Annotated in this window: 30 protein-coding genes; 16 read left to right on the top strand and 14 right to left on the bottom strand. The window is 72.2% G+C overall.

Going from position 1 to position 26874, the window contains the following annotated elements; genetic code table 11:
• Positions 1-31: 31 nt before the first annotated feature.
• A complete protein-coding gene (gene pepN, locus GGQ69_RS05995) occupies positions 32-2809 on the top strand; it encodes an aminopeptidase N (RefSeq protein ID WP_183525869.1) in 2778 nt (925 codons plus the stop codon).
• Between the two features lie 12 nt (positions 2810-2821).
• On the opposite strand, the gene GGQ69_RS05990 is transcribed toward pepN, so the two are convergent.
• Positions 2822-3898: a biotin/lipoate A/B protein ligase family protein gene (locus GGQ69_RS05990; RefSeq protein ID WP_183525866.1), complete on the bottom strand. Its 1077-nt coding sequence runs from the start codon at positions 3896-3898 to the stop codon at positions 2822-2824.
• 95 nt (positions 3899-3993) lie between these two features.
• Here GGQ69_RS05990 and GGQ69_RS05985 point away from each other — a divergent pair, with 95 nt between their 5' ends.
• The 4 genes from GGQ69_RS05985 to GGQ69_RS16440 are packed head-to-tail and all read left to right on the top strand — an operon-like array spanning position 3994 to position 6280.
• Positions 3994-4464, top strand: coding sequence for an RNA polymerase sigma factor (locus GGQ69_RS05985; RefSeq protein WP_221243575.1), 471 nt, complete (start codon positions 3994-3996; stop codon positions 4462-4464).
• A gap of 57 nt (positions 4465-4521) precedes the next feature.
• Positions 4522-5145 carry a methylated-DNA--[protein]-cysteine S-methyltransferase gene (locus tag GGQ69_RS05980; protein ID WP_183525860.1) on the top strand — a complete coding sequence of 208 codons (624 nt, stop codon included), beginning with the start codon at positions 4522-4524 and terminating at the stop codon, positions 5143-5145.
• The gene (locus tag GGQ69_RS16445) at positions 5142-5747 is read left to right on the top strand and encodes a DNA-3-methyladenine glycosylase I (RefSeq protein WP_298045450.1); all 606 of its coding nucleotides are present in this window, start codon (positions 5142-5144) and stop codon (positions 5745-5747) included. Before GGQ69_RS05980 ends, GGQ69_RS16445 begins: the two co-directional genes overlap by 4 nt.
• Positions 5748-5770: 23 nt before the next feature.
• Positions 5771-6280 (top strand): hypothetical protein, encoded by a 510-nt coding sequence (locus GGQ69_RS16440; RefSeq protein ID WP_183525857.1) that lies wholly within the window; start codon positions 5771-5773, stop codon positions 6278-6280.
• 118 nt (positions 6281-6398) lie between these two features.
• Here GGQ69_RS16440 and GGQ69_RS05965 read toward each other — a convergent pair whose 3' ends face one another.
• From GGQ69_RS05965 to GGQ69_RS05950, 4 genes are all read right to left on the bottom strand, one after another.
• Entirely contained in the window at positions 6399-6656 is a 258-nt protein-coding gene (locus GGQ69_RS05965; RefSeq protein WP_183525853.1) for a type B 50S ribosomal protein L31, read from the bottom strand.
• A 103-nt stretch (positions 6657-6759) separates the two neighbouring features.
• The gene (locus GGQ69_RS05960) at positions 6760-7584 is read right to left on the bottom strand and encodes an RNA methyltransferase (RefSeq protein ID WP_183525850.1); all 825 of its coding nucleotides are present in this window, start codon (positions 7582-7584) and stop codon (positions 6760-6762) included.
• 52 nt (positions 7585-7636) lie between these two features.
• Entirely contained in the window at positions 7637-8524 is an 888-nt protein-coding gene (locus GGQ69_RS05955; protein ID WP_183525847.1) for a sulfite exporter TauE/SafE family protein, read from the bottom strand.
• A 32-nt stretch (positions 8525-8556) separates the two neighbouring features.
• On the bottom strand, positions 8557-9321 hold the full coding sequence (locus GGQ69_RS05950; protein WP_183528350.1) for an ABC transporter ATP-binding protein: 765 nt from the start codon (positions 9319-9321) through the stop codon (positions 8557-8559).
• A 131-nt stretch (positions 9322-9452) separates the two neighbouring features.
• Between GGQ69_RS05950 and serB the strand changes: the two genes are divergently transcribed.
• Positions 9453-10391: a phosphoserine phosphatase SerB gene (gene serB / locus GGQ69_RS05945; protein WP_183525845.1), complete on the top strand. Its 939-nt coding sequence runs from the start codon at positions 9453-9455 to the stop codon at positions 10389-10391.
• Positions 10392-10401: 10 nt separating this feature from the next.
• On the opposite strand, the gene GGQ69_RS05940 is transcribed toward serB, so the two are convergent.
• Entirely contained in the window at positions 10402-11220 is an 819-nt protein-coding gene (locus GGQ69_RS05940) for an SDR family oxidoreductase (protein WP_183525842.1), read from the bottom strand.
• Positions 11221-11225: 5 nt separating this feature from the next.
• Positions 11226-11960 carry a beta-ketoacyl-ACP reductase gene (locus GGQ69_RS05935; RefSeq protein WP_183525839.1) on the bottom strand — a complete coding sequence of 245 codons (735 nt, stop codon included), beginning with the start codon at positions 11958-11960 and terminating at the stop codon, positions 11226-11228.
• A gap of 119 nt (positions 11961-12079) precedes the next feature.
• On the opposite strand from GGQ69_RS05935, the gene GGQ69_RS05930 reads away from it, so the two are divergent.
• Genes GGQ69_RS05930 through GGQ69_RS05920 form a run of 3 tightly spaced genes read left to right on the top strand, consistent with a single transcriptional unit; the run spans position 12080 to position 13741 of the window.
• A complete protein-coding gene (locus GGQ69_RS05930) occupies positions 12080-12553 on the top strand; it encodes a DUF3099 domain-containing protein (protein ID WP_183525836.1) in 474 nt (157 codons plus the stop codon).
• On the top strand, positions 12550-12837 hold the full coding sequence (locus GGQ69_RS05925) for a hypothetical protein (protein ID WP_183525833.1): 288 nt from the start codon (positions 12550-12552) through the stop codon (positions 12835-12837). The genes GGQ69_RS05930 and GGQ69_RS05925 overlap by 4 nt, the downstream gene beginning before the upstream one ends.
• On the top strand, positions 12830-13741 hold the full coding sequence (locus GGQ69_RS05920; RefSeq protein WP_183525830.1) for an SURF1 family protein: 912 nt from the start codon (positions 12830-12832) through the stop codon (positions 13739-13741). The genes GGQ69_RS05925 and GGQ69_RS05920 overlap by 8 nt, the downstream gene beginning before the upstream one ends.
• Positions 13742-13773: 32 nt before the next feature.
• On the opposite strand, the gene abc-f is transcribed toward GGQ69_RS05920, so the two are convergent.
• Positions 13774-15372 carry a ribosomal protection-like ABC-F family protein gene (gene abc-f, locus GGQ69_RS05915; protein WP_010142583.1) on the bottom strand — a complete coding sequence of 533 codons (1599 nt, stop codon included), beginning with the start codon at positions 15370-15372 and terminating at the stop codon, positions 13774-13776.
• A 102-nt stretch (positions 15373-15474) separates the two neighbouring features.
• Between abc-f and GGQ69_RS05910 the strand changes: the two genes are divergently transcribed.
• Genes GGQ69_RS05910 through GGQ69_RS05895 form a run of 4 tightly spaced genes read left to right on the top strand, consistent with a single transcriptional unit; the run spans position 15475 to position 18522 of the window.
• Positions 15475-16107, top strand: a complete 633-nt coding sequence (locus GGQ69_RS05910) for a biotin transporter BioY (RefSeq protein ID WP_183525827.1) — start codon at positions 15475-15477, stop codon at positions 16105-16107.
• Between the two features lie 5 nt (positions 16108-16112).
• Positions 16113-16925: an energy-coupling factor ABC transporter ATP-binding protein gene (locus GGQ69_RS05905; RefSeq protein ID WP_183525824.1), complete on the top strand. Its 813-nt coding sequence runs from the start codon at positions 16113-16115 to the stop codon at positions 16923-16925.
• Positions 16922-17596 (top strand): CbiQ family ECF transporter T component, encoded by a 675-nt coding sequence (locus GGQ69_RS05900; RefSeq protein WP_183525821.1) that lies wholly within the window; start codon positions 16922-16924, stop codon positions 17594-17596. Before GGQ69_RS05905 ends, GGQ69_RS05900 begins: the two co-directional genes overlap by 4 nt.
• Positions 17593-18522, top strand: coding sequence for a neutral zinc metallopeptidase (locus GGQ69_RS05895; RefSeq protein WP_183525818.1), 930 nt, complete (start codon positions 17593-17595; stop codon positions 18520-18522). Before GGQ69_RS05900 ends, GGQ69_RS05895 begins: the two co-directional genes overlap by 4 nt.
• Positions 18523-18623: 101 nt before the next feature.
• Here GGQ69_RS05895 and GGQ69_RS05890 read toward each other — a convergent pair whose 3' ends face one another.
• The 6 genes from GGQ69_RS05890 to GGQ69_RS05865 all read right to left on the bottom strand — a co-directional run bounded on the left by GGQ69_RS05890 (position 18624) and on the right by GGQ69_RS05865 (position 23724).
• On the bottom strand, positions 18624-18950 hold the full coding sequence (locus tag GGQ69_RS05890) for a metal-sulfur cluster assembly factor (protein ID WP_010142577.1): 327 nt from the start codon (positions 18948-18950) through the stop codon (positions 18624-18626).
• 10 nt (positions 18951-18960) lie between these two features.
• Positions 18961-19725, bottom strand: a complete 765-nt coding sequence (sufC, locus tag GGQ69_RS05885; protein WP_010142576.1) for a Fe-S cluster assembly ATPase SufC — start codon at positions 19723-19725, stop codon at positions 18961-18963.
• 73 nt (positions 19726-19798) lie between these two features.
• Positions 19799-20134: a non-heme iron oxygenase ferredoxin subunit gene (locus GGQ69_RS05880; protein WP_183525815.1), complete on the bottom strand. Its 336-nt coding sequence runs from the start codon at positions 20132-20134 to the stop codon at positions 19799-19801.
• Positions 20134-21363, bottom strand: a complete 1230-nt coding sequence (gene sufD / locus GGQ69_RS05875) for a Fe-S cluster assembly protein SufD (RefSeq protein WP_183528348.1) — start codon at positions 21361-21363, stop codon at positions 20134-20136. The genes GGQ69_RS05880 and sufD overlap by 1 nt, the downstream gene beginning before the upstream one ends.
• Before the next feature lie 74 nt (positions 21364-21437).
• On the bottom strand, positions 21438-22898 hold the full coding sequence (gene sufB / locus GGQ69_RS05870; RefSeq protein ID WP_221243355.1) for a Fe-S cluster assembly protein SufB: 1461 nt from the start codon (positions 22896-22898) through the stop codon (positions 21438-21440).
• 34 nt (positions 22899-22932) lie between these two features.
• Positions 22933-23724 carry a metalloregulator ArsR/SmtB family transcription factor gene (locus GGQ69_RS05865; RefSeq protein ID WP_183525812.1) on the bottom strand — a complete coding sequence of 264 codons (792 nt, stop codon included), beginning with the start codon at positions 23722-23724 and terminating at the stop codon, positions 22933-22935.
• A gap of 187 nt (positions 23725-23911) precedes the next feature.
• Between GGQ69_RS05865 and GGQ69_RS05860 the strand changes: the two genes are divergently transcribed.
• The 3 genes from GGQ69_RS05860 (at position 23912) to GGQ69_RS05850 (ending at position 26839) form a co-directional block, all read left to right on the top strand.
• Positions 23912-24967 (top strand): ABC transporter ATP-binding protein, encoded by a 1056-nt coding sequence (locus GGQ69_RS05860; protein WP_298045437.1) that lies wholly within the window; start codon positions 23912-23914, stop codon positions 24965-24967.
• The gene (locus GGQ69_RS05855; protein WP_183525809.1) at positions 24964-25737 is read left to right on the top strand and encodes an ABC transporter permease; all 774 of its coding nucleotides are present in this window, start codon (positions 24964-24966) and stop codon (positions 25735-25737) included. The genes GGQ69_RS05860 and GGQ69_RS05855 overlap by 4 nt, the downstream gene beginning before the upstream one ends.
• A 67-nt stretch (positions 25738-25804) precedes the next feature.
• Positions 25805-26839, top strand: a complete 1035-nt coding sequence (locus tag GGQ69_RS05850; RefSeq protein ID WP_183525805.1) for a COX15/CtaA family protein — start codon at positions 25805-25807, stop codon at positions 26837-26839.
• The last annotated feature ends 35 nt before the right edge of the window (positions 26840-26874 follow it).

Below are 26874 nucleotides of genomic sequence, written 5' to 3'. Positions count from 1 at the left end.
GGAAAACCTGAAACAGTGGTTGAATACCTTCATGGTGACCACGCCCACAGCCGAACCGGCCTTCCTGGACCGCACGAACCTCACCCGCGAGGAGGCCCGCGAGCGCTCGGCGCTGGTCACCGTCCACGACTATGACGTGCACGTGGACCTCGGCACCGCACTGGATGCGCAGGCCACCGGCTTCCGCACGAGGACTTCCCTGACCTTCTCCTGCGCGGACCCGGGGTCGTCCACCTTCCTGGACTTCATCCATGACGGGGTCGAGTCCGTGGTGCTCAACGGCCGCTGCCTGGACACCGCGCAGGTCTGTGGCGGGTCCCGCATCCTGCTGCCGGACCTGGCCGGGAGCAACGAGGTGACCGTGGTGGGCACGGCGCTCTATTCCACCTCGGGTGAGGGCCTGCACCGCTTCGTGGACCCCTCGGACGGCCGGACCTACCTGTACACCCAGTACGAGCCGGCGGACGCCCGCCGGGTGTTCGCCACGTTCGAGCAACCGGACCTGAAGGGACGGTTCACGTTCCACCTGACGGGGCCGGCGGACTGGGTGCTGGCCTCGAACCAGCCCGAGGCCGCGCGTCGGGACGCGGGCGAGGGCCTGGTGACGGTGGACTTCTCCCCCACACCGCCGATGTCCACGTACATCACCACGCTGCTGGCGGGACCGTATGCGGTCTGGGAGGACCGCTGGGACGGCCACCCGGGGTCCGGGGCGCCCGTGGTGCCGCTGAGCCTGTACTGCCGGCGCTCGATGGCCGGGGCGATGGACGCGGAACGGGTCTTCGACACCACGCGGGCCGGCCTGGACCACTTCCACGACCTGTTCCGGGTGCCCTACCCCTGGGGGAGGTACGGCCAGGCCTTCGTCCCGGAGTACAACCTCGGGGCGATGGAGAACCCGGGGCTGGTCACCCTCACCGAGGACTACGTGTTCAGCTCACGCGCCACACGGGCCCAGTACGAGGGCCGGGCCACCACGATCATGCACGAGATGGCCCACATGTGGTTCGGTGACCTGGTCACCATGAGGTGGTGGGACGACCTGTGGCTGAAGGAGTCGTTCGCGGACTACATGGGGACGCTGGCCGTGGCCGAGGCCACGGAGTTCACGGACGCGTGGACCACCTTCGCGCACCGGCGCAAGGGGTGGGCCTACGTCCAGGACCAGTACCCCACCACCCACCCGATCGTCGCGGACATCGCCGACCTCGAGGCCGCCCGGCAGAACTTCGACGGCATCACCTACGCCAAGGGCGCCTCGGTGCTCAAGCAGCTGGTGGCGTTCGTGGGGCGAGAGGCGTTCATGGCGGCCTCCCGGGAGTACTTCGCCCGGCACGCCTGGGGCAACGCGGCGCTGCAGGACTTCCTGGCGGTGCTCGAGGAGGTCTCCGGCCGGGACCTCGCCGACTGGCCGGTGCAGTGGCTGCAGACCGCGGGCGTCCCGGAGCTGTGGGTCCGGGACGGGGAGACCCCGGTGCTGTGCCAGCGCGGCACGGACCCGGCCACGGGGCGGCAGGTCCTGCGCCCACACGTGCTCAGGGTGGGTCGCTATGCCCCCGACGACGGCGGCCGGCTGGTGCGCACGGCCGTCACCGACGTGGAGGTGGCCTCCGGTGCCACCGGGGCGCACATCGCGGCCGGGGGCGCGGCGGGTCACGAGGCAGCCGGCGGCGAGGGTGCCGGGGCCGTGCGGCTGGTGCTGCCCAACGACGAGGACCTCACCTACGCGAAGATCCGGCTGGACCCGGCCTCCGTGGCGGCGGTGCTCGAGCACCCGGTGACGGACAGCCTCGCCGCGGCGACCGTGTGGGCGGCGCTGTGGAACATGACGCGCGACGGGCTGCTGCCGGCCGCGGACTTCGTGGGGGCCTGCTGCCGGCTCTCCGGTCACCTCGAGGACGTCGGCCTGTACTCCCAGGTCCTCGGGCAGGCGGAGACGGCCATTCGCCGCTACGCCCCGGCCGGCGTGAGGACGGGGCTGCGGGTGCGGTTCGGGGCCGCCCTGCGCGAGGCGCTGAGCGGGTCCGGGAGCGTTGTGGCGGGCAGCGACCGCCAGCGGGCCGCGATGCGGGTGTTCGCCCTGCTCGCGCGCGGTGCGGCCGATGCCGGCGACGCCGGCGACGCCGAGGACGCGGACCACGATGCCGTGCGCGGTGTCGTCACGGTCCTGGAATCGGTGCTGGCCGGCTGGCCCGGGGGTGCGCGCCCTGCCGGTGACGGCACGGCGGAGGGCGGGCGCGCCGCCGTCGCGCCCGGACTGGAGGTGGACGCCGAGATGCGCTGGGCGGCCCTGCAGGCCCTGGCGGCGCTGGGCCGGGCGGACCAGGACCGCCTGGACCGGGCGCTGGCCGCGGAGGTGACCGCGCAGACGGCCGTGTGGCACCGGACGGCCTCGGCCGCCGTGCCGGAGGCGCGGGTGCGCGAGCAGGCCTGGACCGCGGTCATCACGGGGCGGACGGCCGACGGCCGCGTGCTCTCCAACGATCACCTGTCAGCCGTCGCCGCGGGATTCACCGCGTCCCGCCCGGACCTCGCCGCGCCGTTCACCCCCCGGTACTGGCCCGAGCTGACGGGCATCTGGGCCGGCCGGTCCAACGGGCTGGCCTCGCGCACCATCGGGGGGCTCTTCCCCGCGGCCCAGGACGCACTGCCCGGGGGTCCCGACGCCCAGGACGCCCACCCCGTGGTCGCGGCGGCGCGCGCGTGGCTGGCGGAGCACCCAGAGGCGCCGAGGGCGCTGCTGCGGATCGTCGTCGAGCGGACGGACGACCTGGTCCGTTCCCTGCGGGTCCAGGCCGCCGGGCGGTGACCGGGTCCGGCGTCAGGGGACCCGCGCGGTCCACTCCGGGGTGGCGAACTTGCCGGCGGCGAGCTGTTCGGCGCGGCTGATCTCGTCCTCGGTCAGGGTGCTGCGGAGGGCACCGTGGCGCTCGGCGAAGGTGTCCATCATGACCTCCCAGATCTCGGACCGGGTCAGCCCGGTCTGCCGGCGCAGCGGGTCGACGCGCTTCTTCGCCGAGCGGATGCCCTTGTCCCGGAGCTTCTCCTGGCCGATGCGCAGCACGTCGGTCATCTTCTCCGCGTCGATGTCGTAGCTCATGGTGACGTGGTGCAGCAGGCCCCCGCCGGACAACCGCTTCTGGGCGGCGCCGCCGATCTTGCCCTGCGGCGTGGCGATGTCGTTGAGCGGCTGATAGAACGCCTCCACGCCCGTGCGGCGCAGTGCCTCCATCACCCACGCGTCCAGGAAGGGGTAGGAGTCGGCGAAGCTCATCCCGTCCACGAGGGACTGCGGCAGGTACAGCGAGTAGGTGACACAGTTGTCGGCCTCCATGAACATGGCCCCGCCCCCGGAGATGCGGCGCACCACGGAGATGCCGTGCCGGTGGACCCCGTCCGGGTCCACCTCGTTGGCCAGGGACTGGAAGGACCCGATGACCACGGCCGGCTCCGTCCACTGCCACAGCCGCAGTGCGGGCCGGCGCAGTCCGGCGGACACGTCCTCCGTGAGGACCTGGTCCAGAGCGACCTGGGTGGTGATGGGCAGGGGCTGGGGGGCCAGGACCTCCCACTCGTGGTCCTCCCAGGTGGTGGCGTGGCCCAGGGCCCGGCGCACCGCGGTGGCCACGGCGTGCGCGTCGAAGCCGAACATGACCGTCCCGGGCCCGACGGCGGCGTCCACCGCCTCCGCGATGGTCCCGTGGGGTGCCTCCTGGGACAGGCCGACCAGCGACCGGTTGATGTGCTCCAGGGCCTCGTCCGGCTCCAGGAAGAAGTCACCGTTGATGCTCGCGCTCGTGATGGTCCCCGCCCCGGGGGCGGAACCGTCCGAGACGGTGAGGTCGGCGATGACCAGCTTGCCGCCGGGCACCTTGAATTCACCATGGTGATCGCTCATCCCTCCATACTATGAACCCCCTGGCCACCATGAACCCCTGGCCGGGGGCCGGACCTCACGTTTTCCCTCCCGGCGACGACTACGGTGTGATGACGATGATGCCGCCCTTCGACCTGGCCGTCCGCACGCACGGTGCCACCGTGCTGCGGGTCTGCCGCGCCGTGCTGGGACCGGGTCCGGACGCGGACGACGCCTGGCAGGAGACCTTCCTCGCGGCCCTGCGGTCCTGGCCGGACCTGGAGGCCGTGGCGAACCTGGAGGCCTGGCTGGTGCGGGTCGCCGGCCGGAAGGCGGTCGACGTGCTGCGCGCCCGGCAACGGCAGCCCGTGCCGGTGGAGCAACTGCCGGACACCGTGGTGGCACCGGCGAGTGACGCGGACGGGCACGCGGCCGTGTGGACGGCCGTCGCCGCGCTGCCCGAACGTCAGCGACTGGCCATCGCGTACCACTACCTCGGAGGCCTGAGGCACACCGAGACGGCCGAGCTGATCGGCAGCACCCCCGAGGCCGTCCGCCGGGCGGCGGCCGACGGGCTCAGGACCCTTCGGGACCGCTATGACGGTTGAGCGGTCAGACGAGACACGACGAGACGAGACGAAACGAGACACGATGAGGACCACGTCATGACGACACCATCACCCCTGGGCCCCGGGAGCCTGCCGGCTTTCTCGGTGTCCGAGGCCGAGCTGGCCGGACTGGCCGGGAGGCTGGCCCACCGGGCGGAGGACGAGGCCCTGCTGGAGGTCGCCTACCGGATCCTCGAGAGCCCCGTGGGCCGGCTCCTGCTGGCCGCCACCGAGCGGGGACTGGTCCGGGTCGCCTTCGAGCGGGAGGGCTTCGATGAGGTCCTGTCCGGGCTGGCCCAGCGGCTCGGGCCCCGCATCCTGCACGCTCCCTGGAAGCTGGACGCGGCCGCGGCCGAACTGGAGGAGTACTTCGCCGGCCGCAGGCGGCAGTTCGGGGTGCCCCTGGACTTCGCCCTGTCCCACGGTTTCCGGCGGGCCGTGCAGCAGCGCCTGCCGGAGATCGGCTACGGGCGGACCATGTCCTACCGTCAGGTCGCCGAGCTCCTCGACCGACCCGGTGCCGTCCGGGCCGTGGGCACCGCCTGCGCCACCAACCCGCTGCCGGTCGTCGTCCCCTGCCACCGGGTGCTGCGCTCGGACGGCGGGCTGGGGGGTTACCTGGGCGGGCTCGAGGCCAAGGAGACGCTGCTGGGCCTCGAGAACCGGGCGGTCGCCGCGTGAGCGAGCCGCTGCCGGACGCCCTCGTCGTCGGGGAGGACGGCCTCGCCCGCCCGCCGTGGGCCGCCACCGATCCCCTGCTGCGCGAGTACTACGACACGGAGTGGGGCCTGCCCGTCAGGGACGAGCACGGCGTGTTCGAGCGACTGTCCCTGGAGGCCTTCCAGTCCGGGCTCTCCTGGCGGACCGTGCTGGCCAAGCGGCCCGCGTTCCGGCGGGCCTTCGCGGACTTCGACCCGGAACAGGTCGCCTGCTTCGGGGAGACCGAGGTGGACCGGCTCCTGGCCGATGCGGGGATCATCCGCAACCGGGCCAAGATTCTGGCGACGATCGGCAATGCCCGGGCCACCCTCCGGCTGCGGCCGGACGGCGGGCTCGCCGAGTTCGTCTGGTCGTTCCAGCCGGAACAGACCCCCCGGCCGCAGACCCCGGCGGAGGTCCCGAGCACGTCCCCCGAGTCCACGGCGCTGTCGAAAGCGCTGCGGGCGCGGGGTTTCCGGTTCGTGGGACCGACCACGATGTTCGCCCTCATGGAGGCCATCGGGATCATCGACACCCACCTGCTGGGTTCGCACCGCCGGGGATCCTCCGAAGTGTGGACGTGAGAGGGGCTGGGTAGGCTCGGGGCATGACGAACGACGCGGGTGCCCTTCGCCGGTGGACGACGAGGGCCGGCTGGATCCTGGCCGTGGCGGTGCCCCTCTGGATGGCCGGTGGCCGGTTCCTGACGGACAGCGCCGGGGACCTCACGGCGGTCTATGCGCTGACGCTCGCGCCGGTCCTGTTCCTGCTCTCGGTGACCGCCCTCGCGGTGCCCCGCCGCCGCGCGGGACGCCAGCCCTCCGCCCGGTCCCTGGGGCTGCTGCTGATCGCCTGGGCCTGCGGCCTCGGGCTGGGCTTCACGCTGCCGGACACCGGGGAGGGCGCCTCCTCCGTGCTCGGCGCCCTGGTGGGACCTCAGGCCGAAGGCGTGGCCGCCGCGCTGAGCAATCCGCTGGGGATCATCATGCTCTTCATGTCGACCGCCGGCTGCGTGCTGGCCGTGCGGGACAGCTCGCGCACGGACGATGCCCGTCGCTCCCCCAGCGACGAGGACGACTACCAAGGCACCGGCTACTTCCCCGTCCTGGACGTCTGACCGCCGCAGGACGAGGGCAGTCGGGTAGACAGACAGGAACCGGGGCCGAGTCCTGGCCGCCTCCCGAGGGAGGACGGCCGGCTCGACCCCGGTTCCGGGATGTCGTGGAGGCGGAAGACTACTTCTTGCCGCCGAAGCCCTTGAAGCGGGCGTTGAAGCGCTCGACGCGGCCGGCGGTGTCCATGATCCGCTGCTTGCCGGTGTAGAACGGGTGGGACGCGGCCGAGATCTCGACGTCGATCACCGGGTAGGTGTTGCCGTCCTCCCACTCCATCGTCTTGTCCGAGGAGGTGGTGGTGCGGGTGAGGACCTTCTCGCCGGAGGCCAGGTCGTTGAAGATCACCAGCTGGTAATCGGGGTGGATGTCAGTCTTCATGGGGAATCCTTCGCATGCGCCACTGGATTTTGCCAGCAGCTTTTCAGGAACGTTGGGGGGTCGGCCGCGGCACGGCCGAGGATCAACTATAGCGCATCGGCCCTCAGGCGCGGGAACGCAACTCCCAGAAGGCGACGGCCGACGCGGCGGCCACGTTGAGGGAGGCCACCCCGGCGGACATGGGGATCGCCACGTGCAGGTCACAGGCCGCGAGCGTCGCCGGGGTGACCCCCGGGCCCTCGGCGCCCAGGACCAGGGCCAGCCGGTCGTGTCCGCGCAGCTCCGGGGCGTCCACGGGGATGGCCTCCTCGCTGAGCTCGAGGGCGGCCACCGTGAACCCCTCGCCCCGCAACCGGTCCAGCTCGGCGGGCCAGGCCGACCGGCCCCGGCCGTCGGCCTCCCCGATCCGGGCCCACGGCACGGCGAACACGGTACCCATCGACACGCGGATGCTGCGCCGGTAGAGCGGGTCGGCGGACTCGGGACTGACCAGGACGGCGTCCACCCCCAGCCCCGCCGCCGAGCGGAAGATCGCGCCGAGGTTGGTGTGGTCGGAGACGTTCTCCAGGATCGCGACCCGCCGCGCCCCGGCCAGGACCTCGTCCACGGTGCGCGGCGCCGGCCGGTCCATGGCGGCCAGCGCACCGCGGTGCAGGTGGAAACCGGTGATGCGTTCCAGGACCTCGTCCGTGCCGGTGTACACGGGAACCCGGGGATGCGCGGCGAACACGTCGGCCATCGACTCCAGGTACCGGTGGGTGAGGAAGAACGACCGGGGAGTGTGCCCGGCCGCCAGTGCGCGGCGTACCACCTGCGAGGACTCGGCCAGGTAGATGCCGTGGACGGTGTCCTGCCGTCGGCGCAGGGCGGCGTCGGTGAGCCGGGCGTAGACCTCCACCCGCGGATCGGAGACGTCGGTCAGCTCCACCGGCTGACTCCCCGACTGACTCCCCGGCTGGCCCCCGGGCCGGCCCACTGCCTCACCCACCGGCGACCAGCCGCCAGACCATGTTCGCCAGGCCGGCCAGGCCCACGACGACGATGACCACCCGCAGCCAGAACGGCCTGATCCGCCGGCCGATCCGGGCGCCCAGGCTGGCACCGAGCATGGAGGAGACCGCGATGAGCAGCACGGCCCGCCAGTCGATGCGGTCGAAGGCGAAGAGCAGGTAGGACGTGGCGGCGATGAGGTTGACCATGAGGGACAGGTAGGTCTTCGCGGCATTGGCGTGGACGAGGGCCCCGCCCATGAACACCCCGAGGATGCCCAGAAGCAACACGCCCTGCGCCGCCACGAAGTACCCCCCGTAGACACCCGCGCCGAAGGTCAGCAGCCACAGCAGCGGGGTCACCGGTCCCGTCGGGACGCCCGGGTCCTCCGCGCCGACGCGGGTCACGGCCCCCGGCCCCGGGGCCGTCGCGGCCTCCGGCGTCCCCTCCTGGCCGTCCGTTTCGGCCTGGCGCGCCTTCCGGCGGCGCACCCACGCGGACATCCGCGGCTGGAACACCACGAAGCCCAGGGCCACCACGATCAGGATCGGTGCCGCGACCCCGAAGACCTCCTCCGGCAGCACCATGAGCAGGAACGCGCCGACCAGCCCCCCGGTCAGCGAGGCGGTCGTCAGCGCCGGCAGCACCGCGCGCGACTGGGCCAGCTCACGCCGCCAGCCGAACACCCCGGACACGCCCGCGGCCACCAGGCCCATGGCGTTGGAGATCTGGGCGGTCACCGGGGGGAATCCCATGGCGACCAGCACCGGGAAGGTCACCAGGGTGCCGGACCCGACGAGGGTGTTGATGGTGCCGGCCCAGAATCCGGCCAGCAGGATGACGGCCACCTGCCAGAGCTCGAGGCCCAGGAATTCCACGCAGTACCCCTCCGGTGCGACGGGTGCGCCGGTCAGCGGGCGACGGCCGTGTAACGGCCCTCGTCGCGAGTGACCTTGAGGGGCAGGCCGAAGGCGGCGGAGAGGTTGTCCTCGGTGAGGGTCTGCTCCAGCGGACCGGCGGCGACCACGCGGCCCTGGCGCATCAGCAGTGCGTGGGTGAAGCCCGGCGGGATCTCCTCCACGTGGTGGGTGACCAGGACCAGGGTGGGCGCGGCCGGATCGGCGGCCAGGCGGGTCAGGGCCCGCACGAGGGTCTCCCGGCCGGCCAGGTCCAGGCCGGCCGCGGGCTCGTCGAGCAGCAGCAGTTCCGGGTCGGTCATGAGCGACCGGGCCACCAGAACGCGCTTGCGTTCGCCCTCGGACAGGGTGCCGAAGCGCCGGTCCTCATAGCCGCTGAGTCCCCACTGCCAGATCAGGCGCCGGGCCCGTTCCTCGTCCTGCGCGTCGTAGTCCTCGTTCCAGCGGCCCATCACGCCCCAGGACGCCGTCACCACGGCATCCAGCACGGTCTCCTGGCCCGGGAGCTGCTGGGCCAGCGTCGCGGAGGACAGGCCGATGCGCGGGCGCAGCTCGAAGACGTCGACGGCGCCGAGGACCTCGTCCAGGATCCCCACCATGCCGGTCGTGGGGTGCATGCGCGTGGAGGCCACCTGCATCAGGGTGGACTTGCCGGCCCCGTTGGGGCCCATGATGATCCACCGCTCGCCCTCACGCACCTGCCAGTGGATGTCCTGCAGCAGTTCCTTGGTTCCCCTGCGGACCCCCACCGCCGCCATCTCCACCACTGCCTCGCCCGAGGGGACGAGGGTCGAAGGGGCATGACTGGCGCGCTGGAGTCCGTCAGAAGGGTTGGTCATGCCTCAAACACTAGGCTAGGAGGACCCTTCCCAGCACGAAAGGCCACGGCATGGCGCCCATTGCATCCTTCACCGCAGCAGTCACCGACGACGACGGACTCACCCCGGCCTCCCGGCCCGGGGCCGCGACCGACCGGGTCCTCGTCTACCTCCCCGGGGAGGCCGGTCCCGCCGCCGGTGGGCCGGGCCGCGATGACGCGCCGGTCGGGGTGCCCGCCCACGCGGAACCGGTCTCCGGCGTCGGCTTCCACGGCTGGCGCTGGGACGTCCCCGCCGGGGAGCCGGCCGGCCGGCCGGATCCGGCCCTGCTGCCCCACGGCGCGGCCGTGGCGGTGGTGCCCGCGGACGCCGTCTCGGCCACGCCCAGGATGCTGGTGATGGACGTGGACTCCACGCTGATCCGCCAGGAGGTCATCGAGCTGCTGGCCGCGTATGCCGGGCGCGAGGCGGAGGTCACGGAGGTCACGGAGGCCGCCATGCGGGGTGAGGTGGACTTCGCCCAGTCGTTGCACCAGCGGGTGCAGGCCCTGGCCGGGCTGGAGGAGGACGTCATCGCGAAGGTGGCGGCCGCCGTCGAGCCGCAGGACGGGGCCCGCGAGGTGATCACCGCGTTCCGCGACGCCGGCTGGGAGGTGTGCGCGGTCTCGGGCGGCTTCACCCAGGTGCTGGCGCCGCTGGCCGCCGACCTCGGGCTGACCCGCTACCGGGCCAACGACCTGGAGATCGTGGACGGCCGGCTGACCGGGCGCGTGACCGGGGCCGTCGTGGACAGTGCCGTCAAGGCGCGGATGCTGCGCGCGTGGTCCGCGGAGGCCGGGGTGGACCCTGCCGGGGTGATCGCCGTGGGCGACGGCGCGAACGACATCGACATGCTGCAGGCCGCAGGGCTGGCCGTGGCGTTCTGCGCCAAGCCCGCCCTGCGCCCGCACGCCGATGTCGAGCTGGACGTGCCGTCGCTGGACGTCGTCCGGGTGCTCGCCGGCCTCTGAGGGCCCCGCGTCAGCGGTGGTCGGGATCGCCGCCGGCGGCCTCGAGGAAGTCCTGGGCCCCGCCCACGTACTCGGTGTGTCCGGCCGGCAGGTCCCGGCCCACGAGGGAGGCCACCTCGGCGGCGAACTCCTCGACCGAGTACAGCTTCCCGGCCGCCTCGCGCCGGGCCTCGATGGCCCCGGGCTCGGCCCGGTTGAGCATCGTGGCCGTGATGGTTCCCTCGATCATGTCCCCGGACACCACCACGAGGGTGATGCCCTTCTCGCGCAGCGCGGGGATGCGCTCCCGCAGGGCGGTCTCGCCGGCACGCTTGGAACGGGCCACCGGCACATAGGCGTCCATGGTGGGGACCGCGTCGATGAAGTGCGCCTGGTGGCTGGTGACGAAGACCACCTGCGAGCCGGAGGGCATGACCTCGGCGGCGGCCTCGAGCATGGCGACCTGGGCGTCGCGGTTCAGCACGTTCGCGTAGTCCTCGCCCATGGAGGACTCCATCCCCCCGGAGGCGTTGAGCACCAGGATGTCCAGGGAGCCGAAGGCCGAGAGGGCGGCGTCCACCATGGCCTGGCGGCCCTCGGCGGTGGTGATGTCCGCGCCCACGGCGACGGCGCGGCCGCCGGCCTCCTCGATCGAGGCCACCACCTTGTTCGCCCGGGGCGCCTTCTGCCGGTAGTTGACCACGACGCCGGCCCCCCGGGCGGCGAGCAGTCGCGCGGTGTCGGCGCCCACACCACGGCTGGAGCCGGTGACGATGGCGCCCTTGCCGGCGAGGTCCTGGGTGGTCTGGGTGCTCTGGGTGCCCTCGGCACCCGTGTTCTCGGAAGTCATGCGGATCAGTGTCCCATCCCCAGGCCGCCGTCCACGGGGATGACGGCACCGGAGATGTAGGAGGCCTCGTCGGAGGCGAGCCACCGCACCACGCCGGCAACCTCGGACGGCTCGGCGAAACGGCCGGCGGGGATCTGCGTCTTGTACTGCTTCTGCAGGTCCTCGCCCAGGGCCTGGGTCATCTCGGTGTCGATGTACCCGGGGGCCACCACGTTGGCCGTGATGTTCCGGGAACCGAGTTCGCGGGTGAGTGAGCGGGCCATGCCGACCAGGCCGGCCTTGGAGGAGGCGTAGTTGATCTGTCCCGGCGAGCCCATCAGGCCGACGACCGAGGAGATCAGCACCACGCGGCCCTTCTTCTTGCGGATCATGCCCTTGGAGGCGCGCTTGAGCACCCGGAAGGCACCGGTGAGGTTGGTGTCGATGACCGAGGTGAAGTCCTCCTCGCTCATCCGCAGCAGCAACTGGTCCTGGGTGATCCCCGCGTTGGCCACGAGCACCTCGACCGGGCCGTGGGCCGCCTCGACCTCGGAGAAGGCCCGGTCCACCGAGTCGGCGTCCGTGACGTCGGCCTGCACCGCGAACAGCCCGTCCGGGGCCTGCCCGGACCGCGAGGTGACGGCCACCCGGTCCCCGTTGTCCCGGAAGGCCTGCGCGATGGCCAGGCCGATGCCCCGGTTGCCACCGGTGACCAGGACGCTGCGCCCGCCCGTCGAATCCTGCGTGCTTGCCTCGGCCATGGTTCCTCCTGGGTCGGTCCTGCTTCTTCGGTGCCCCACTCTAGGGCGGAAAGTGGGACAATGGACGACAGGCCCGGACACGCCGGCCACCGATTCCCCACCGCTCAGGAGCCTGCCCCATGTCCATCCGTCACGCCGAGACCGGTCGCCAGACCGGGCACCCCCGGCGAGACCGCTCCGAGGACGTCCAGCGCATCACCAGCGCACCGGCACCGGGCCACGTCGACCGCGACGCCCGCTTCGTGCGCTACGCGTGGCAGATGGGGATCCGCACCGTCTGCTTCGTGCTGGCCTTCTTCACGACCGGCTGGGTGCAGATCGTCTTCTTCGTCCTGGCCATCGTGCTGCCGTACATCGCGGTGGTCCTGGCCAATGCCGGCACCGTCTCCAACGGCGAGGCGCTGGACGCCGTGCCCCGGGCCAGCGCCCAGGAACTCACGAACCGGCTGCAGCTGGACGCCGGGCCGGAGACCCTGGTGGGAACCACCACGGACGATCCGCCGGCGGGCGCCCGGCCGACCGGGCCCCGCGTCCAGCCGGAACCGCACCCCCTGCCGGAACCGGGCAACGATCGGGACCACCGCGCCGCATGAACGACCGTGACCTCCTGGGTGCCCTGGACGGCACCGCCTCCGCCACGCCCGGCCCGGCGACCGCGCCGCCCTCGGGACCGGACGGGTCCGGCGGACCGGCCCGGGCGGAGTGCTCCCGCAAGGGGTGCCGGCAGGACGCCGCCTGGCTCCTGGAATGGAACAACCCCCGCATCCACGCGCCCGAGCGGCGCAAGACCTGGCTGGCCTGCCCGGAGCACCGGGACTGGCTCGCCGACTACCTGCGGTCCCGGGGACTGCTGAAGGACGTGCTCCCGCTTGACTGAACCCGAGGCGCAGACGCCGAAGCGTGCCCGGCTCGACTACCGCTTCCTCATCTCCCCGCAGTGGCTCGGCGGGCTGGCCTTCTGCGCCGTCTTCGCCGTCGCCTGCGCCCTGCTGGGCCAATGGCAGATGGACCGGCGCATGGAGGCCGTGGCCGAGATCAACAAGGTCCTGCAGAACTACGACGAGCCGGCCGTCCCGCTGGCCTCGAACGTCACGGTGTTCACCGACTTCCAGCCCCACCAGCAGTGGACCCCCGTGGAGATGGAGGGCGAGTACCTCGAGGAGGACACCCGGATCGTGCGCAACCGCCCGCTGGCCGGCAAGCCGGGCTACGAGGTCCTCGTGCCCTTCCGCGCGGACACCGGGGACGTGATCGTGGTCAACCGCGGCTGGCTGCCGATCGGTGACACCCCCGGCCGGCCCGACGTCGTCCCCTCCCCGCCCGCGGGCGAGGTCACGGTCGTGGTCCGGGCCAAGCCGGGCGAGCCCGACCTGGGCCGGGACGCCCCCGAGGGCCAGCTCGCCTCGATCGACCTGGTCGCCTTCACGGACAGCGTCGGTTACCCCGTGGCCGACACCGCCTACGGTCAGCTGGCGGACGAGACCCCCGCCCCCGCGGTGGGCATGCAACAGCCGCCCAAGCCCCCGCTGGACGAGGGACCGCACCTGTCCTACTCGCTGCAGTGGTTCATGTTCGGGCTGATGAGCTTCGTGGTCTGGGGCTACATGGCCCGGCAACGGGCCCTCAACGACCGCGACGACCGCGAGCAGGGACTGACCGAGGACGACGGGTACCTCTCCGCCTACCGGGCTCCGAAGTCGAGGCCGGCCCGCCGCCGCGGCGGGCGGCCGACCGACGAGGAGGCCGAGGACGCGCTCCTCGACGCCGCCGAGTCACGCTGAGCACGCTGAGGGCGCGCCGGCCGGTCCGCCGGTCAGGCCAGCGTGATGAGGTCCTGGTAGGAGCTGTTCCAGAGGTCCTCCACCCCGTCCGGCAACAGGACCACGCGCTCCGGGTCGAGCGCCTCCACCGCGCCCTCGTCGTGGGTGACCAGCACGACCGCACCCTCGTAGGTCCGCAGGGCGTTGAGGATCTCCTGGCGTGAGGCCGGGTCCAGGTTGTTCGTCGGCTCGTCCAGCAGCAGCACGTTCGCGCTGGAGGCCACGAGGGTGGCCAGGGCGAGGCGGGTCTTCTCGCCGCCGGAGAGCACGCCGGCCGGCTTGGCCACGTCGTCGCCCTGGAACAGGAAGGAGCCCAGGATGTTGCGCACCTCGGTGTCCGCCAGGTCCGGGGCCGCGGTCTTCATGTTCTCCAGGACGGTGCGATCGGTGTCCAGCGTCTCGTGCTCCTGGGCGTAGTAGCCGAGCTTGAGGCCGTGACCGGCGATCACCTCGCCCGTGTCCGGTGTGTCGATGCCCGCCAGCATCCGCAGCAGCGTCGTCTTGCCGGCACCGTTGAAGCCGAGGATCACCACCCGAGAACCGCGGTCGATCGCCAGGTCCACCCCGGCGAAGATCTCCAGGGAGCCGTAGGACTTGGACAGGTCCTGCGCCGTCAGCGGCGTCTTGCCGCACTTGGCCGGTTCCGGGAAGCGGATCGCCGCGACCTTGTCCGCGGCCCGCTCCCCCTCCAGGCCCTGCATCATGCGCTCGGCGCGCTTGATCATGTTCTGCGCGGCGACCGCCTTGGTCGCCTTGGCGCGCATCTTGTTGGCCTGGTCCATCAGGTGGCTGGCCTTCTTCTCCGCGTTCGAGAACTCGCGCTTGCGCCGGGCCTGGTCCTGCTCGCGCTGCAGCAGGTAGTTCTTCCACCCCATGTTGTACTGGTCGATCACCTGGCGGTTGGCGTCCAGGTAGAGGACCTTGTTGACGGTCATCTCCATCAGGTCCACGTCGTGGCTGATGACGATGAAACCGCCCGGGTAGGACTTCAGGAACTCCCGCAGCCACACGATCGAGTCGTGGTCCAGGTGGTTGGTCGGCTCGTCCAGCAGCAGGACGTCCGCGTCCGAGAAGAGGATCCGGGCCAGCTCCACGCGGCGGCGCTGGCCGCCGGAGAGGGTGTGCAGGGGCTGGTCGAGGATGCGGTCCGGCAGGCCGAGGTTGGCACAGATCGTGGCGGCCTCGGACTCGGCGGCGTATCCGCCCGACGTCGTGAACTCCGCCTCGAGCCGGCCGTACCGGTGCATCGCCTTCTCGCGGATCGCATCGTCCGGGTTGGCCATGTCGTCCTCGGCCTGGCGCATGCGCCGGATGATCTGGTCGAGCGAGCGCGCCGAGAGGATCCGGTCCCGCGCCGTCTGGTCCATGTCCTCGACCTTGGGGTCCTGGGGGAGGTAGCCGACCGAGCCGCGGCGCGTGACGTGGCCGCCCGTGGGCTGTCCCCCACCGGCCAGGACCTTGGTCAGGGTGGTCTTGCCGGCACCGTTGCGGCCCACCAGTCCGACCTTGTCCCCGCGATCGACCTTGAACGTGACCCCGTCCATGAGCAGACGCGCACCCACGCGGAGTTCGAGGTCTGTGACAGCAAGCACGGGGGGATCTCCTTGGACGGCCTAGACTGTCCGCCGAGGCGGGCGGAACCCGTCAAGTCTACCGTCGAGCCACGCCGGTACCGTCCGTACAGGAGCTGAACCATGAGCCAAGCAGTCCAGAGCGCCCAGCGCACGTCGTTGGCGGTGCCCACGCAGGTGGCCCTGGCCGGGGTGTTCGCGGCGCTGATCGCGGTGTGCTCGATGCTGCCGCCGATCCCGGTGGGCGGTTTCGGGGTGCCGATCACCCTGCAGACGTTCGCGGTGATGCTCACCGGCCTGATCCTGGGGGCCCGCCTGGGCTTCCTGTCGGTGCTGCTCTACCTCGTGGTGGGGCTGGCCGGGCTGCCGGTCTTCTCCGGGTTCAACGCCGGGATCGGCGTGCTGGCCGGGCCCTCGGCCGGGTACCTGCTGGCCTTCCCGCTGGCGGCCGGGCTGGCCGGGGCGCTGTCCACGGTGGTGCTGCGCCGCGGCCAGGCCGCCGCCGCCCGGGGCGCGGGCCGGATGGGCTTCGGCTGGTGGGCCCTGGTGTGGCTGTGCGCGATGGTGGCCTCCTTCGTGTTCATCCACCCGATGGGCATCGCCGGGATGATGCTCGCCCTCGACCTGGACCTGGCCACCGCCCTGGGGGCCGACATGGTGTTCTGGCCCGGGGACGTGGTCAAGAACGTGCTGGCCACGGCGGTGGCCGCCACCGTCATCCGGGCCTTCCCGGCCCTGGCCCTGCGCCGGTTCTGAGCCGGATGCCCACCGCGGGGCCGGACCCGGTCATCGAGCTGCGCGGGGCGGTCGTGGACCTGCCCGGCGCGGCCCCGGCCCCGGGGCAGGGAACCGGGGCCGCCCCCGGGACCCTGCGTATCCTCGGGCCGGTGGACACGGTCCTGGCCGAACCGGTCACCGCGGTGATCGGGGCCAACGGATCGGGCAAGTCGACCCTGGTCCGCCTGCTCAACGGGCTGGTCCAGCCCTCGGCGGGCACCGTCACGGTGCACGGACTGGACACCGTCGCCCGGGTCGACGAGGTACGGTCCCGCACCGGGTTCATGTTCACCGACCCGCTGGTGCAACTGGTCATGCCCACGACGGGTGAGGACGTCGAGCTCTCCCTGCGCCGGACCATCCGCCACCGGGGCGAACGGCGCCGCGCCGCCGAGGCGGTCCTGGCCGAGCACGGACTGGCCGGGCTGGCCCACCGCAGCATCTACGACCTCTCCGGTGGCCAGCGCCAGCGCCTGGCCCTGGCCACCGTGCTGGCCACGGACCCCGCGCTGCTGGTGGCCGACGAGCCGACCACCCTGCTGGACCTGGACTGGACCCTGGAGGTCCAGGACCTGCTGCTCTCCCTGCCCGGCAGCGGCCGGTGCCGCCAGCTCGTCTACACCACCCACGACCTGGACTTCGCCGCCCGGGCCGACCGGTGCCTGGTCGTGGCCGGCGGGCGCATCGTCCACGACGACGACGGGCCCGGGGCGGTGGCCTGGTACCGCCGGGACGTCCACGACCGACGTGCCGCCCGCACCCGGCCCGGAGCCGGCCGCCAGGAGCGCGCACGGTGAACCTGCTCGACCACCGGCCCGGCACCTCCCCGGTCCACCGGGCACCCCTGGGCGTGAAGTACGCGGTGCTGCTGGTGCTGACCGTGGTCCTGGTGGCCTGGCGCCAGCCCGTGGTGGTCGGCGCCGTGCTCGCCGGGGTCCTCGGCCTGTACCTGCTGGCCCGGCTGCCCGGAGAGTTCCTGGCCCCCTGGCGCCGCGGCTGGCCCCTGCTGGCCTTCGCCGGCGTGGCCCGCTTCGCCTCCGGGGTGTTCGGGCCGGTCCCCCTGTCCCCGCTGGACGCCCTCGGGCCGGCGCTGGTGGTCATGGCCGCCGTCTTCGGCGCGCTGGCCGCCGCTCGGTTGCTGGTGATCACCACCCCCGGCACGGAACTGCTGGACGGCCTGGCCCACTTCTTCGGCGCGTTCCGCCGGTTCGGGGTCAACCCGGAGGCCGCCGCCCTGGCCGTGAACGTCATGCTGCGCACGATCCCCTGGGTAGGCGCCGCCGTGCGCGCCCACGCGGAGGCCCTGGCCTCCCGGGGCCTGCGCCGCGGGCCCGTGCGCCTCATGGGACCGGTGCTCGTGGCCACGGTCGGCCACGCCCGAGCCACCGGGGAGGCCCTGGCCGCCCGCGGGCTGCCCGCCGCACCCGAGCCGAAGCCTCCGGGGCCGGACTACACTCGGGGCGCATGAGCTTCAATGACAACGTCCGGCTGGACCCCTCCCGCGTCCGAGACTCCCGGGGCCGCGGTGGTGGCGGCCGGGCGGGGCGCGGCGGAACCGTCGCCATCGGTGGCGGCACCGGCCTGCTGGTGCTGCTGCTGGCGATCTTCGCCCCCGGACTGGCCGAGCAGCTCGGACTGACCGGCCCGTCGCCGGAGACGTCCCAGTACGAGCCCGTCGGCCCGGCGGCGTCCGCCACCTGCCGCACCGGGGAGGCGGCGAACGAGCGGACCGATTGCCGGATCATCGCCACGGTCGAGTCCGCCGACGCCTTCTGGGATCCCCACCTGGCGGAGTACAACGTCACCTGGCGGCCCCCCGGAGTGGAGCTGTTCGGCGGTCAGGTCAACACGGCCTGCGGCATGGCCACCTCGGACGTCGGCCCGTTCTACTGCCCGGGCGATGAGACGGCGTACTTCGACACGGACTTCTTCGGCCTGCTGCAATCGCGGTTCGGGGCCTCCGGCGGCCCCCTGGCCGAGGAGTACGTGGTCGCCCACGAGTACGGCCACCACATCCAGAACATCATCGGCTACCTGCAGTACTCGCAGTCCGGCGGCACCGGGCCGGAGTCCGGGGCGGTGCGCGTGGAACTGCAGGCGGACTGCTACGCCGGGATGTGGGCCGGGCACGCGGTGCGCACCGTGGACCCCGAGTCGGGCGACCCGTTCCTGGATCCCCTCACCCAGACCGACCTGCGGGACGCGCTCTCCGCGGCGGCCGCCGTCGGGGACGACCGCATCCAGCAGTCCACGACCGGTCGCGTGCTGCCCGAGGCCTTCACGCACGGCACCTCCGAGCAGCGGATGGCCTGGTTCATGCACGGCTACGAGTCCGGGGACGTCAACCAGTGCAACACCCTGGACCACCCCGACCTGGACGATCCGACGGCCTGAGCCGCCCGTCCTCCCGGGCAGGGACAGTGCCGGGGACGCAGACGAGAACACCCCGGTCCGTGGACCGGGGTGTTCTCGTCTGCGGGGGTGAGGGGTCGGGCTCAGATGTTGAAGCCCAGGGCCCGCATCTGCTCGCGGCCCTCCTCGGTGATCCGCTCCGGGCCCCACGGCGGCATCCAGACCCAGTTCAGCCGCCACTCGTCGACCATGGTGCCGATCTCGTTGCCGATCTGCTCCTCGATCACGTCGGTGAGCGGGCAGGCCGCGGTGGTCAGGGTCATGTCGATGATCAGGGCACCGTCCTCGGCATAGTTCATGCCGTAGAGCAGCCCGAGGTCGACGATGTTCACGCCCAGCTCGGGGTCCATGACCTCGTGCAGGGCCTCCCTGATGTCCTCGAGGGAGGTCTGTGCCTGGTCAGTCGTCATGCTGTCCTCCTCAGGCCCCTGCAGCAGCGGTCTCGAAGCGCTCGTAGCCCTCGGCCTCGAGGCGGTCGGCCAGCTCGGCGCCGCCGGACTCCGCGACCTTGCCGTCCACGAACACGTGCACGAAGTCGGGCTTGATGTACTGCAGGATGCGGGTGTAGTGGGTGATGAGCAGGGTACCCATCTCATTGGTGGCCTGCGCACGGTTGACGCCCTCGGAGACCACGCGCAGCGCGTCGACGTCCAGGCCGGAGTCGGTCTCGTCCAGCACCGCGAACTTCGGCTTGAACAGCTCGAGCTGCAGGATCTCGACGCGCTTCTTCTCGCCGCCGGAGAAGCCCTCGTTGACGTTGCGGCTGGCGAAGGCGGGATCGATCTTCAGGCCCTCCATGGCGGCCTTGACGTCCTTGGTCCAGTGGCGCAGGGACGGGGCCTCGCCGTCGATGGCGGTCTTGGCGGTGCGCAGGAAGTTGGTCATGGTCACGCCCGGGATCTCGACCGGGTACTGCATCGCCAGGAACAGGCCGGCGCGGGCACGCTCGTCCACGGACATCTCCAGGACGTCCTCGCCGTCGAGCGTGATGGTGCCGGAGGTGACCTCGTAGCGCGGGTGGCCCGCGATGGTGGAGGCCAGGGTGGACTTGCCGGAGCCGTTGGGGCCCATGATGGCGTGGGTCTCACCGGTGTTGATGGTCAGGCTGACGCCCTTGAGGATCTCCTTGGGGCCGTTCTCGGTCTCGATCGAGACGAACAGGTCCTTGATTTCCAGCGTAGACATTCGTGTTCTCCTTGCGGTTCGCCGGTGCCCCGGCGGGAAGTGTGGTTGGGGTGGCTGCGGTGCAGCGCTCGGGCTATGCGACCCGGTTGAGGACTCTGGAGGTGTCCACCCAGATGCCGTCGTCCTCCACGGCGAGGGCATAGACGGCGACCGGCTCGGTCGCGGGCGGCACGTTCGGTTCACCGGTGACGAGGTCGAAGGCCGACCCGTGGCCGATGCACTCCAGGGCGCACCCCTCCACGAACCCCTCGGAGAGGGAGACCTCGCCGTGCGAGCAGGTGTCGTTGAGGGCGTGGAGCGAGCCGTCGGAGGCGCGGACCACGGCGACGGGGATCCCGTCGACCATGAACCGCCTGGCCTCCTCCGGCCCGATCTCGTCCGCGCCGCAGACGCGCTGGCCGGCCGCCATCAGTGGGTCGCCACCTGCAGCTCGGTCTCCATCTGCGCGGTAAGCATCTCCTCGACGTCGGTGATCCCGATCTTCTGGATGATCTCGTTGAGGAAGCCGCGCAGCACGAGCTCGCGGGCCTCCTGCTCCGGGATGCCCCGGGCCATCAGGTAGAAGAGCTGCTCGTCATCGAACTGGGCGGTCGAGGAGGCGTGTCCGGCGCCCTCGATCAGCCCGGTCTCGATCTCCAGGTTCGGCACCGAGTCCACGCGGGTGCCGTCCGTCAGGACGAGGTTCTGGTTCTTCTCGTAGCTGTCGGTGCCCTCGGCCGTCTTGCGGATGAGGACGTCGCCGATCCAGACGGCCCGGGCGTCCTTGCCCTGCAGGGCGCCCTTGTACAGGACGTTGGAGGTGCAGTTCGGGGTCGCGTGGTCCACGAACAGCCGCTGCTCCAGGTGCTGGCCGGCGTCGGCGAAGTACAGTCCGTACATCCGGGCCTCGCCCCCCGTGCCCGCGAAGCGCGAGGTCGGGGTCAGGCGCACCACCGAGCCGCCGTAGGAGACGGTGACGTGCTTGAAGGAGGCGTCCTTGGCGACCTTGGCCTGCTGGGCCGAGGCGTGCACCGCGTCCCCGTCCCAGGCCTGGATCGAGGTGACGTTCAGCCCGGCGCCCTCGCGGACGTCGAACTCCACGTTCTGGCTCACCACGGCGGTGCCGCGGTGGGTGATCACGACGTCGGCGCGGGAGTTGGGCTCGGCGATGATCAGCAGGTGCTGGGCGGCCGGCTCGGAACCCGCGCCGGTGACGTCGATGCGGACCGGGGTGCCGGCCTCGACGCCGGCACCCACGGTGACGACGGTCGCCTCGGCGAAGGAGGCCCAGGCTGCGGCGGACACGCGGTCGTCCGGGGTCAGGGCGGCGCCGAGGCGGGAGTCCTCGCGGGACACCGTCTCGACGGTCACCCCGTCCACGGCACCGACCCCGACCGCCGGGGCGGCGCCGGTCAGCCGGGCGGAGTCGCCCTCGGGCAGGTGCAGACCGGCCAGGCGGTCCAGCGGGGTGAACCGCCAGTCCTCCTCGCGGCCGGTGAGCACGGCGAAGTCGGCCAGCTCGAAGCTGGACCGGCGGTCCGCGCGGGACGAGCCGGCGGTCGCCTGCCGGGCCCCGTCCGCGGGGACCGCGTGAGAGGCGTGGCCGGCGGCGCTGGCCGCGGCGACCTCACCGGAGAGCTTCTCGCCCTCCTCCCCCATGCCGGGGATGACGGGCACTCCGGCGCCGTCCGCGTCGATTTCTTCCGGGGCGGTGTTGACAGTCTGTGACACGCTCAGCCTACCGATCCTTCCATCTGCAGTTCGATCAGCTTGTTCAATTCCAGGGCGTACTCCATCGGCAGCTCGCGCGCGATCGGCTCGATGAAGCCGCGCACGATCATGGCCATGGCCTCGGTCTCGGACATCCCGCGGCTCATCAGGTAGAAGAGCTGCTCCTCGGAGACCTTCGACACCGTGGCCTCGTGGCCCAGGGTCGCGTCGTCCTCGCGGATGTCGATGTACGGGTAGGTGTCCGAGCGGGAGATCGTGTCCACCAGCAACGCGTCGCACACGACCGAGTTGGCGGAGTTCTTCGCGCCCTCCATGACCTGGACCAGGCCACGGTAGGCCGCCCGGCCACCCGAGCGTGCCACCGACTTGGAGACGATGGAGCTGGAGGTGTTCGGGGCCAGGTGCACCATCTTCGAACCGGTGTCCTGGTGCTGGCCGGCACCGGCGAAGGCGATGGACAGGGTCTCGCCCTTGGCGTGCTCGCCGGTCAGGTAGACCGCCGGGTACTTCTGGGTGACCTTGGAGCCGATGTTGCCGTCGATCCACTCCATGGTGGCGCCCTCTTCGGCCACGGCGCGCTTGGTCACCAGGTTGTACACGTTGGTGGACCAGTTCTGGATGGTGGTGTAGCGCACGCGGGCGTTCTTCTTGACGACGATCTCCACGACGGCGGAGTGCAGCGAGTCCGAGTTGTAGATCGGCGCGGTGCAGCCCTCGATGTAGTGGACGTAGGAGTCCTCGTCCGCGATGATCAGGGTCCGCTCGAACTGGCCCATGTTCTCGGTGTTGATGCGGAAGTACGCCTGCAGCGGGATCTCCACGTGGACGCCCTTGGGCACGTACACGAAGGAGCCGCCGGACCAGGTGGCGGTGTTCAGGGCGGCGAACTTGTTGTCGCCCACCGGGATCACGGAGCCGAAGTACTCCTTGAAGATCTCCGGGTACTCCTTCAGGCCGGTGTCGGTGTCCAGGAAGACGACGCCCTGCGCCTCCAGGTCCTCGCGGATCTGGTGGTAGACGACCTCGGACTCGTACTGGGCGGCCACACCGGCGACCAGGCGCTCACGCTCGGCCTCCGGGATGCCGAGGCGCTCATAGGTGTTGCGGATGTCCTCGGGCAGGTCCTCCCAGGACTTCGCCTGGCCCTCGGTCGAGCGCACGAAGTACTTGATGTTGTCGAAGTCGATGCCGGACAGGTCGGCACCCCAGGTGGGCATGGGCTTGCGCTGGAAGTACTTCAGGCCCTTCAGGCGCAGGTTGAGCATCCACTCGGGCTCACCCTTCTTGGCCGAGATGTCGCGCACGACCTCCTCGTTGACGCCGCGGCGCGCGTTGGCACCGGCATCGTCCTGGTCGGCCCAGCCGAACTGGTACGGGCCGATGGCCTCAAGCTCCGGGTTCTTCTCGAGTACCTCGGAGATCACGCCCGGATCGGCGTTCTCCCTGGTGATCTGATCGGTCATCTGAAGCCTCTCTTCGTGGTCGGTGGTCTGGACGTCAGTCGGTGTCCGGAGCCGTGTGGCTGCCGGCGCCGCTGATGGTCTGGGGGCCGGCCCCGTGCCGGCCGGGCGGCTCGGCGTCGCGGCCGAGGGGGACGTGGGTGGTGCACACGTGGCCGCCGGTGGGCAGCGTCGCCAGCCGGCGGACGTCCACCCCGAGCAGCCGGGCGAACAGCTCCGTCTCCTCCTCGCAGAACTGCGGGTAGTCGGCGGCCAGCTCCTGGAGGGGGCAGTGCCCCTGGCAGATCTGGGCCGCCTTGAGGGTCGGGTGCTTCGTGGCGGAGTCGGGCCGCCCGACGAGGCGGACGCTGGCGTGGAAGCCCTCCGCGTCCAGCACCCGCGCCAGGGCGGTGGCGCGGTCCTTCAGGGACGCGGTGGTGCCGATGGCCTCGCGGTAGCGGTCCTCGACGGCGGCGAAGCGCTCCCGCGCGACGGCCCGGACGGCGTCGGGCCCGGCCACCTCGGCCAGGTGCCCCAGGGCCCGGCTGGCCAGCTCGAGGTAGTCGTTGCCCAGGCGGCTCTGGCCCTCGTGGCTGATGACGTAGCGCCGCGAGGGGCGTCCGGCGCCGCGGTTGCCGGCGACGAGCTTGACCTCGACCGCACCCTCCTCGGAGAGGGCGTCCAGGTGCCGGCGGACGGCGGCCGCCGTGAGCCCCAGCAGCTCACCGACCCGGGCCGCGCTGACCGGCCCGTGGGACAGGACCGCCTGCAGCACCCGGTCCCGGGTGCTCTCGCGGGGTCCTTCGACCGTGTCCCCTGCGGGCACGTCGACGTCACTGGAGGAATACACAACCGCCATTTTACCTAATTCGTGGTCAGGCGAAAGTAAGGCGTGCCTTGCCCCGCGAGCGTCCACGGGCGCGGCGCGCGAGGCCCGGCACGCCCCGCACACCGCGCTCGGCCGGGACCATCCTCGCTTGCCCTAACCCCGCTCTACCTTTCGTAGAAGTCGAGGGGCCCACGGGTACCATGGACGGGTGCCGTTCCCCCTGCCCCCCACCCCTCGCGAGCCCGGTCGCCGGGCCGACGTCGCGGTCGCCGACCGTCAGGCCGGTGGCCCCGTCGCCTCCGCTGCCGGCGCTCCCGCGCCCGCCCTGGTGTCCCTCAACGGCGTCTGCCGGACGGTGCGGAACCGCCGTCGAGGGGACGTGGAGATCCTGCGCGGGGTCGACTTCCAGGCCCGCGCGGGCCAGGTCACCGCGCTGCTCGGGCCCAACGGGGCCGGCAAGACCACCACCCTGACGATCGCCCAGGGACTCGACCGCCCCGACGCCGGCACGGTCGAGCTGCTCGGCCAGGATCCCTGGCGCGCCGGTTCCGCACTGCGCAGCCGGGTGGGGGTGATGCTCCAGGACGGCGGGCTGCCCCCGTCCGCCACGCCGGCCCGGCTGCTGGCGCACGTCGCCTCGCTGTACCGCGAGCCGGCCGACATGGCCGCGCTGGTCGAGCGGCTCGGCATCGGGGAGTTCGCCGGCCGTGACATCCGCCGCCTCTCGGGGGGCCAGCGCCAGCGCGTGGCGCTGGCGGCCGCCCTGGCCGGCCGTCCGCGCGTCGTGTTCCTCGACGAGCCAAGCGCGGGCCTGGACCCCGTGTCCCGCCAGCTGGTGTTCGACCTGATCACCGAGCTGAAGCAGGCGGGGCTGGCCGTGGTGCTCACCACGCACCTGCTCGACGACGCCGAACGGCTGGCCGACCACGTGGTGCTGCTGCGCGAGGGGGTCGTCGAGCGCGCCGGCACCGTCGCCGAGCTCACCGCCCGCTCCGGCCCGGCGCCCCTGTCCTTCACCGTGTCCGTGCCGGTCGGGGAGGCCGTCCTGGCCTCCGCACCGGAGGGGCTCTCCGTCAGCGAGGTGGGCCTGTCCTCCGAGACCGCCGATGCCCCCGGAGGCTGCACCTACCACGTGCTCGGGGTCTCCGACCCGGCGCACTGGGCGGCTCTGGGCGCCTGGTGGAGTGCCGCCGGGCTCATGCCCACGGACGTCCGCCTCATCCACCGCACCCTGGAGGACGTCTTCCTGGAGGTCGCCCCGTGAACACCCGCCTCGACACCTCCCCCGCCGGGACCTCGAACGCGCGGTCCCTGGCGCGGCGCGTGCTGGCGCAGGGACGCTACGAGACGGTGACCGCCCTGCGCAACGGCGAGCAGTTGCTGATCTCCCTGATCCTGCCGGTGATGGCCCTGTTCGGGGTGGTCTGGGCCGGCCTGCTGGACCGGCCGGACGTCGACGGCGTGGACGTGGCCGTGCCGGGCGTACTGGCCCTGGCCGTCCTGAGCTCGGCCCTGACGGGGCAGGGCATCGCCACCGGGTTCGACCGGCGCTACGGAGTGCTCGCGTACCTCTCCACCACGCCGCTGGGCCCCGCCGGCCTGATCCTCGGCAAGGCCGTGGCCGTGCTGTCCGTCCTGGTCCTCCAGGTCGTGGTCATCGGCGGTGTCGGCCTGGCCCTGGGCTGGCGTCCGGACCCCGCGGGCATCCCGGCGGCACTGCTGTTCTTCCTGGCCGGCGCGGCGGCCTTCACGGCCATCGGGCTGTTCATCGCGGGCACCGCCCGACCGGAGGCCACGCTGGCCCTGACCAACCTGATGTGGGTGCTGCTCGGCGCCGTGGGCGGCGTGGTCTTCCCGCTGCCGGAGAGCGGGTGGCTGGCCGGGCTGGGCGTCGTCCTGCCCTCGGCGGCGCTCGGCGACGGACTGCGCGCGGCCCTGGGCGCCGGTGCCCTCGACGTCGGTGCCCTCCTCACGCTCATCGCCTGGGCGGCACTGGCGACCGCCGGGGCGCTGAGGTGGTTCAAGTGGCGCTGACCCGACCCCGACCCGAACCCCACCGCAGCCGCCGGCTGCCCGACCGACCCGTCCGAAGGACCCGCCCGTGAGCACCCCCACCCAGTCCCCCGCCCCCGGATCCACCGCGACGGCGGCCGGAGCCACCCCGGGCCGGTGGCGCCTGCCGCGGGACATCACCCGCACGACGTACTGGCTCACCGTCATCTCCCTGGTCACCGAGATCGGCATCATCGTCACGGGAGGCGCGGTCCGGCTGACCAAGTCGGGATTGGGGTGTCCCACCTGGCCCAAGTGCACCCCGGAGTCCCTGACCAACACCCCCGAGATGGGCATCCACGGCTACATCGAGTTCGGCAACCGCACCCTGACCTTCGTGGTCGGCATCGCGGCCCTGGCCGTGCTGCTCTGGGTCTGGAACCTGCGCCGCTCCCACCGGGGCATCTTCTGGATGTCCGTGGGCATGCTCGCGTGCATCCCCGCCCAGGCCGTCGTCGGCGGGATCACCGTGCTGACCGGACTGAACCCCTGGGTCGTGGCCATGCACTTCCTGGTCTCCTCGGTGATGGTCTGCGTCGCCAGCCTGCTGGTCAACCGGGTGGGCGTGGAATGGCGCCACCGCGAGGCCCTGGCCCGCGGCGAGGGCGAGCAGTCGCCGGCGGCGATCGTGGACGGTGAGACCTCCCCGCTGTCGCGGGGCATGGCCACGACGGCCTTCGTCACCGGCTGGGTGGTGCTGTACCTGGGCACCGTGGTCACCGGCACCGGACCCCACGGTGGTGACGCGGACGCGCCCCGTCACGACTTCGACCCACTGGTCGTCACCCGCCTGCACGCCCTGCCCGTGTACCTGATGACCGCTGCCGCCCTCGTGCTGCTCGTGGTGGTGCTGCGCCAGCAGTCCTCACGGCTGCAGCGGATCTCCGCCTGGTCGCTGGTGGGCGTGATCGCCTTCCAGGCGATCATCGGCTACACCCAGCACTTCACCGGCCTGCCGATCTGGCTGGTCCTGCTGCACATGCTGGGCACCGGCCTGGTGGTCTGGGCCGTGACCACCGCCTGGGACCGCCAGGTGTCCGCCTACCGCGCCCGACCGGCCCGGCGGCACGCGACGACGGCCTAGGGCCCCGTGTCCTCCGCCCGCGTGATCCCTGCGGC

The organism is Micrococcus sp. TA1 (assembly GCF_014199555.1).
In the GTDB taxonomy this organism is placed as follows: domain Bacteria; phylum Actinomycetota; class Actinomycetes; order Actinomycetales; family Micrococcaceae; genus Citricoccus.
Note: the sequence above shows the minus strand (reverse complement) of the source record. Positions and strands in the feature narration are given on the sequence as shown.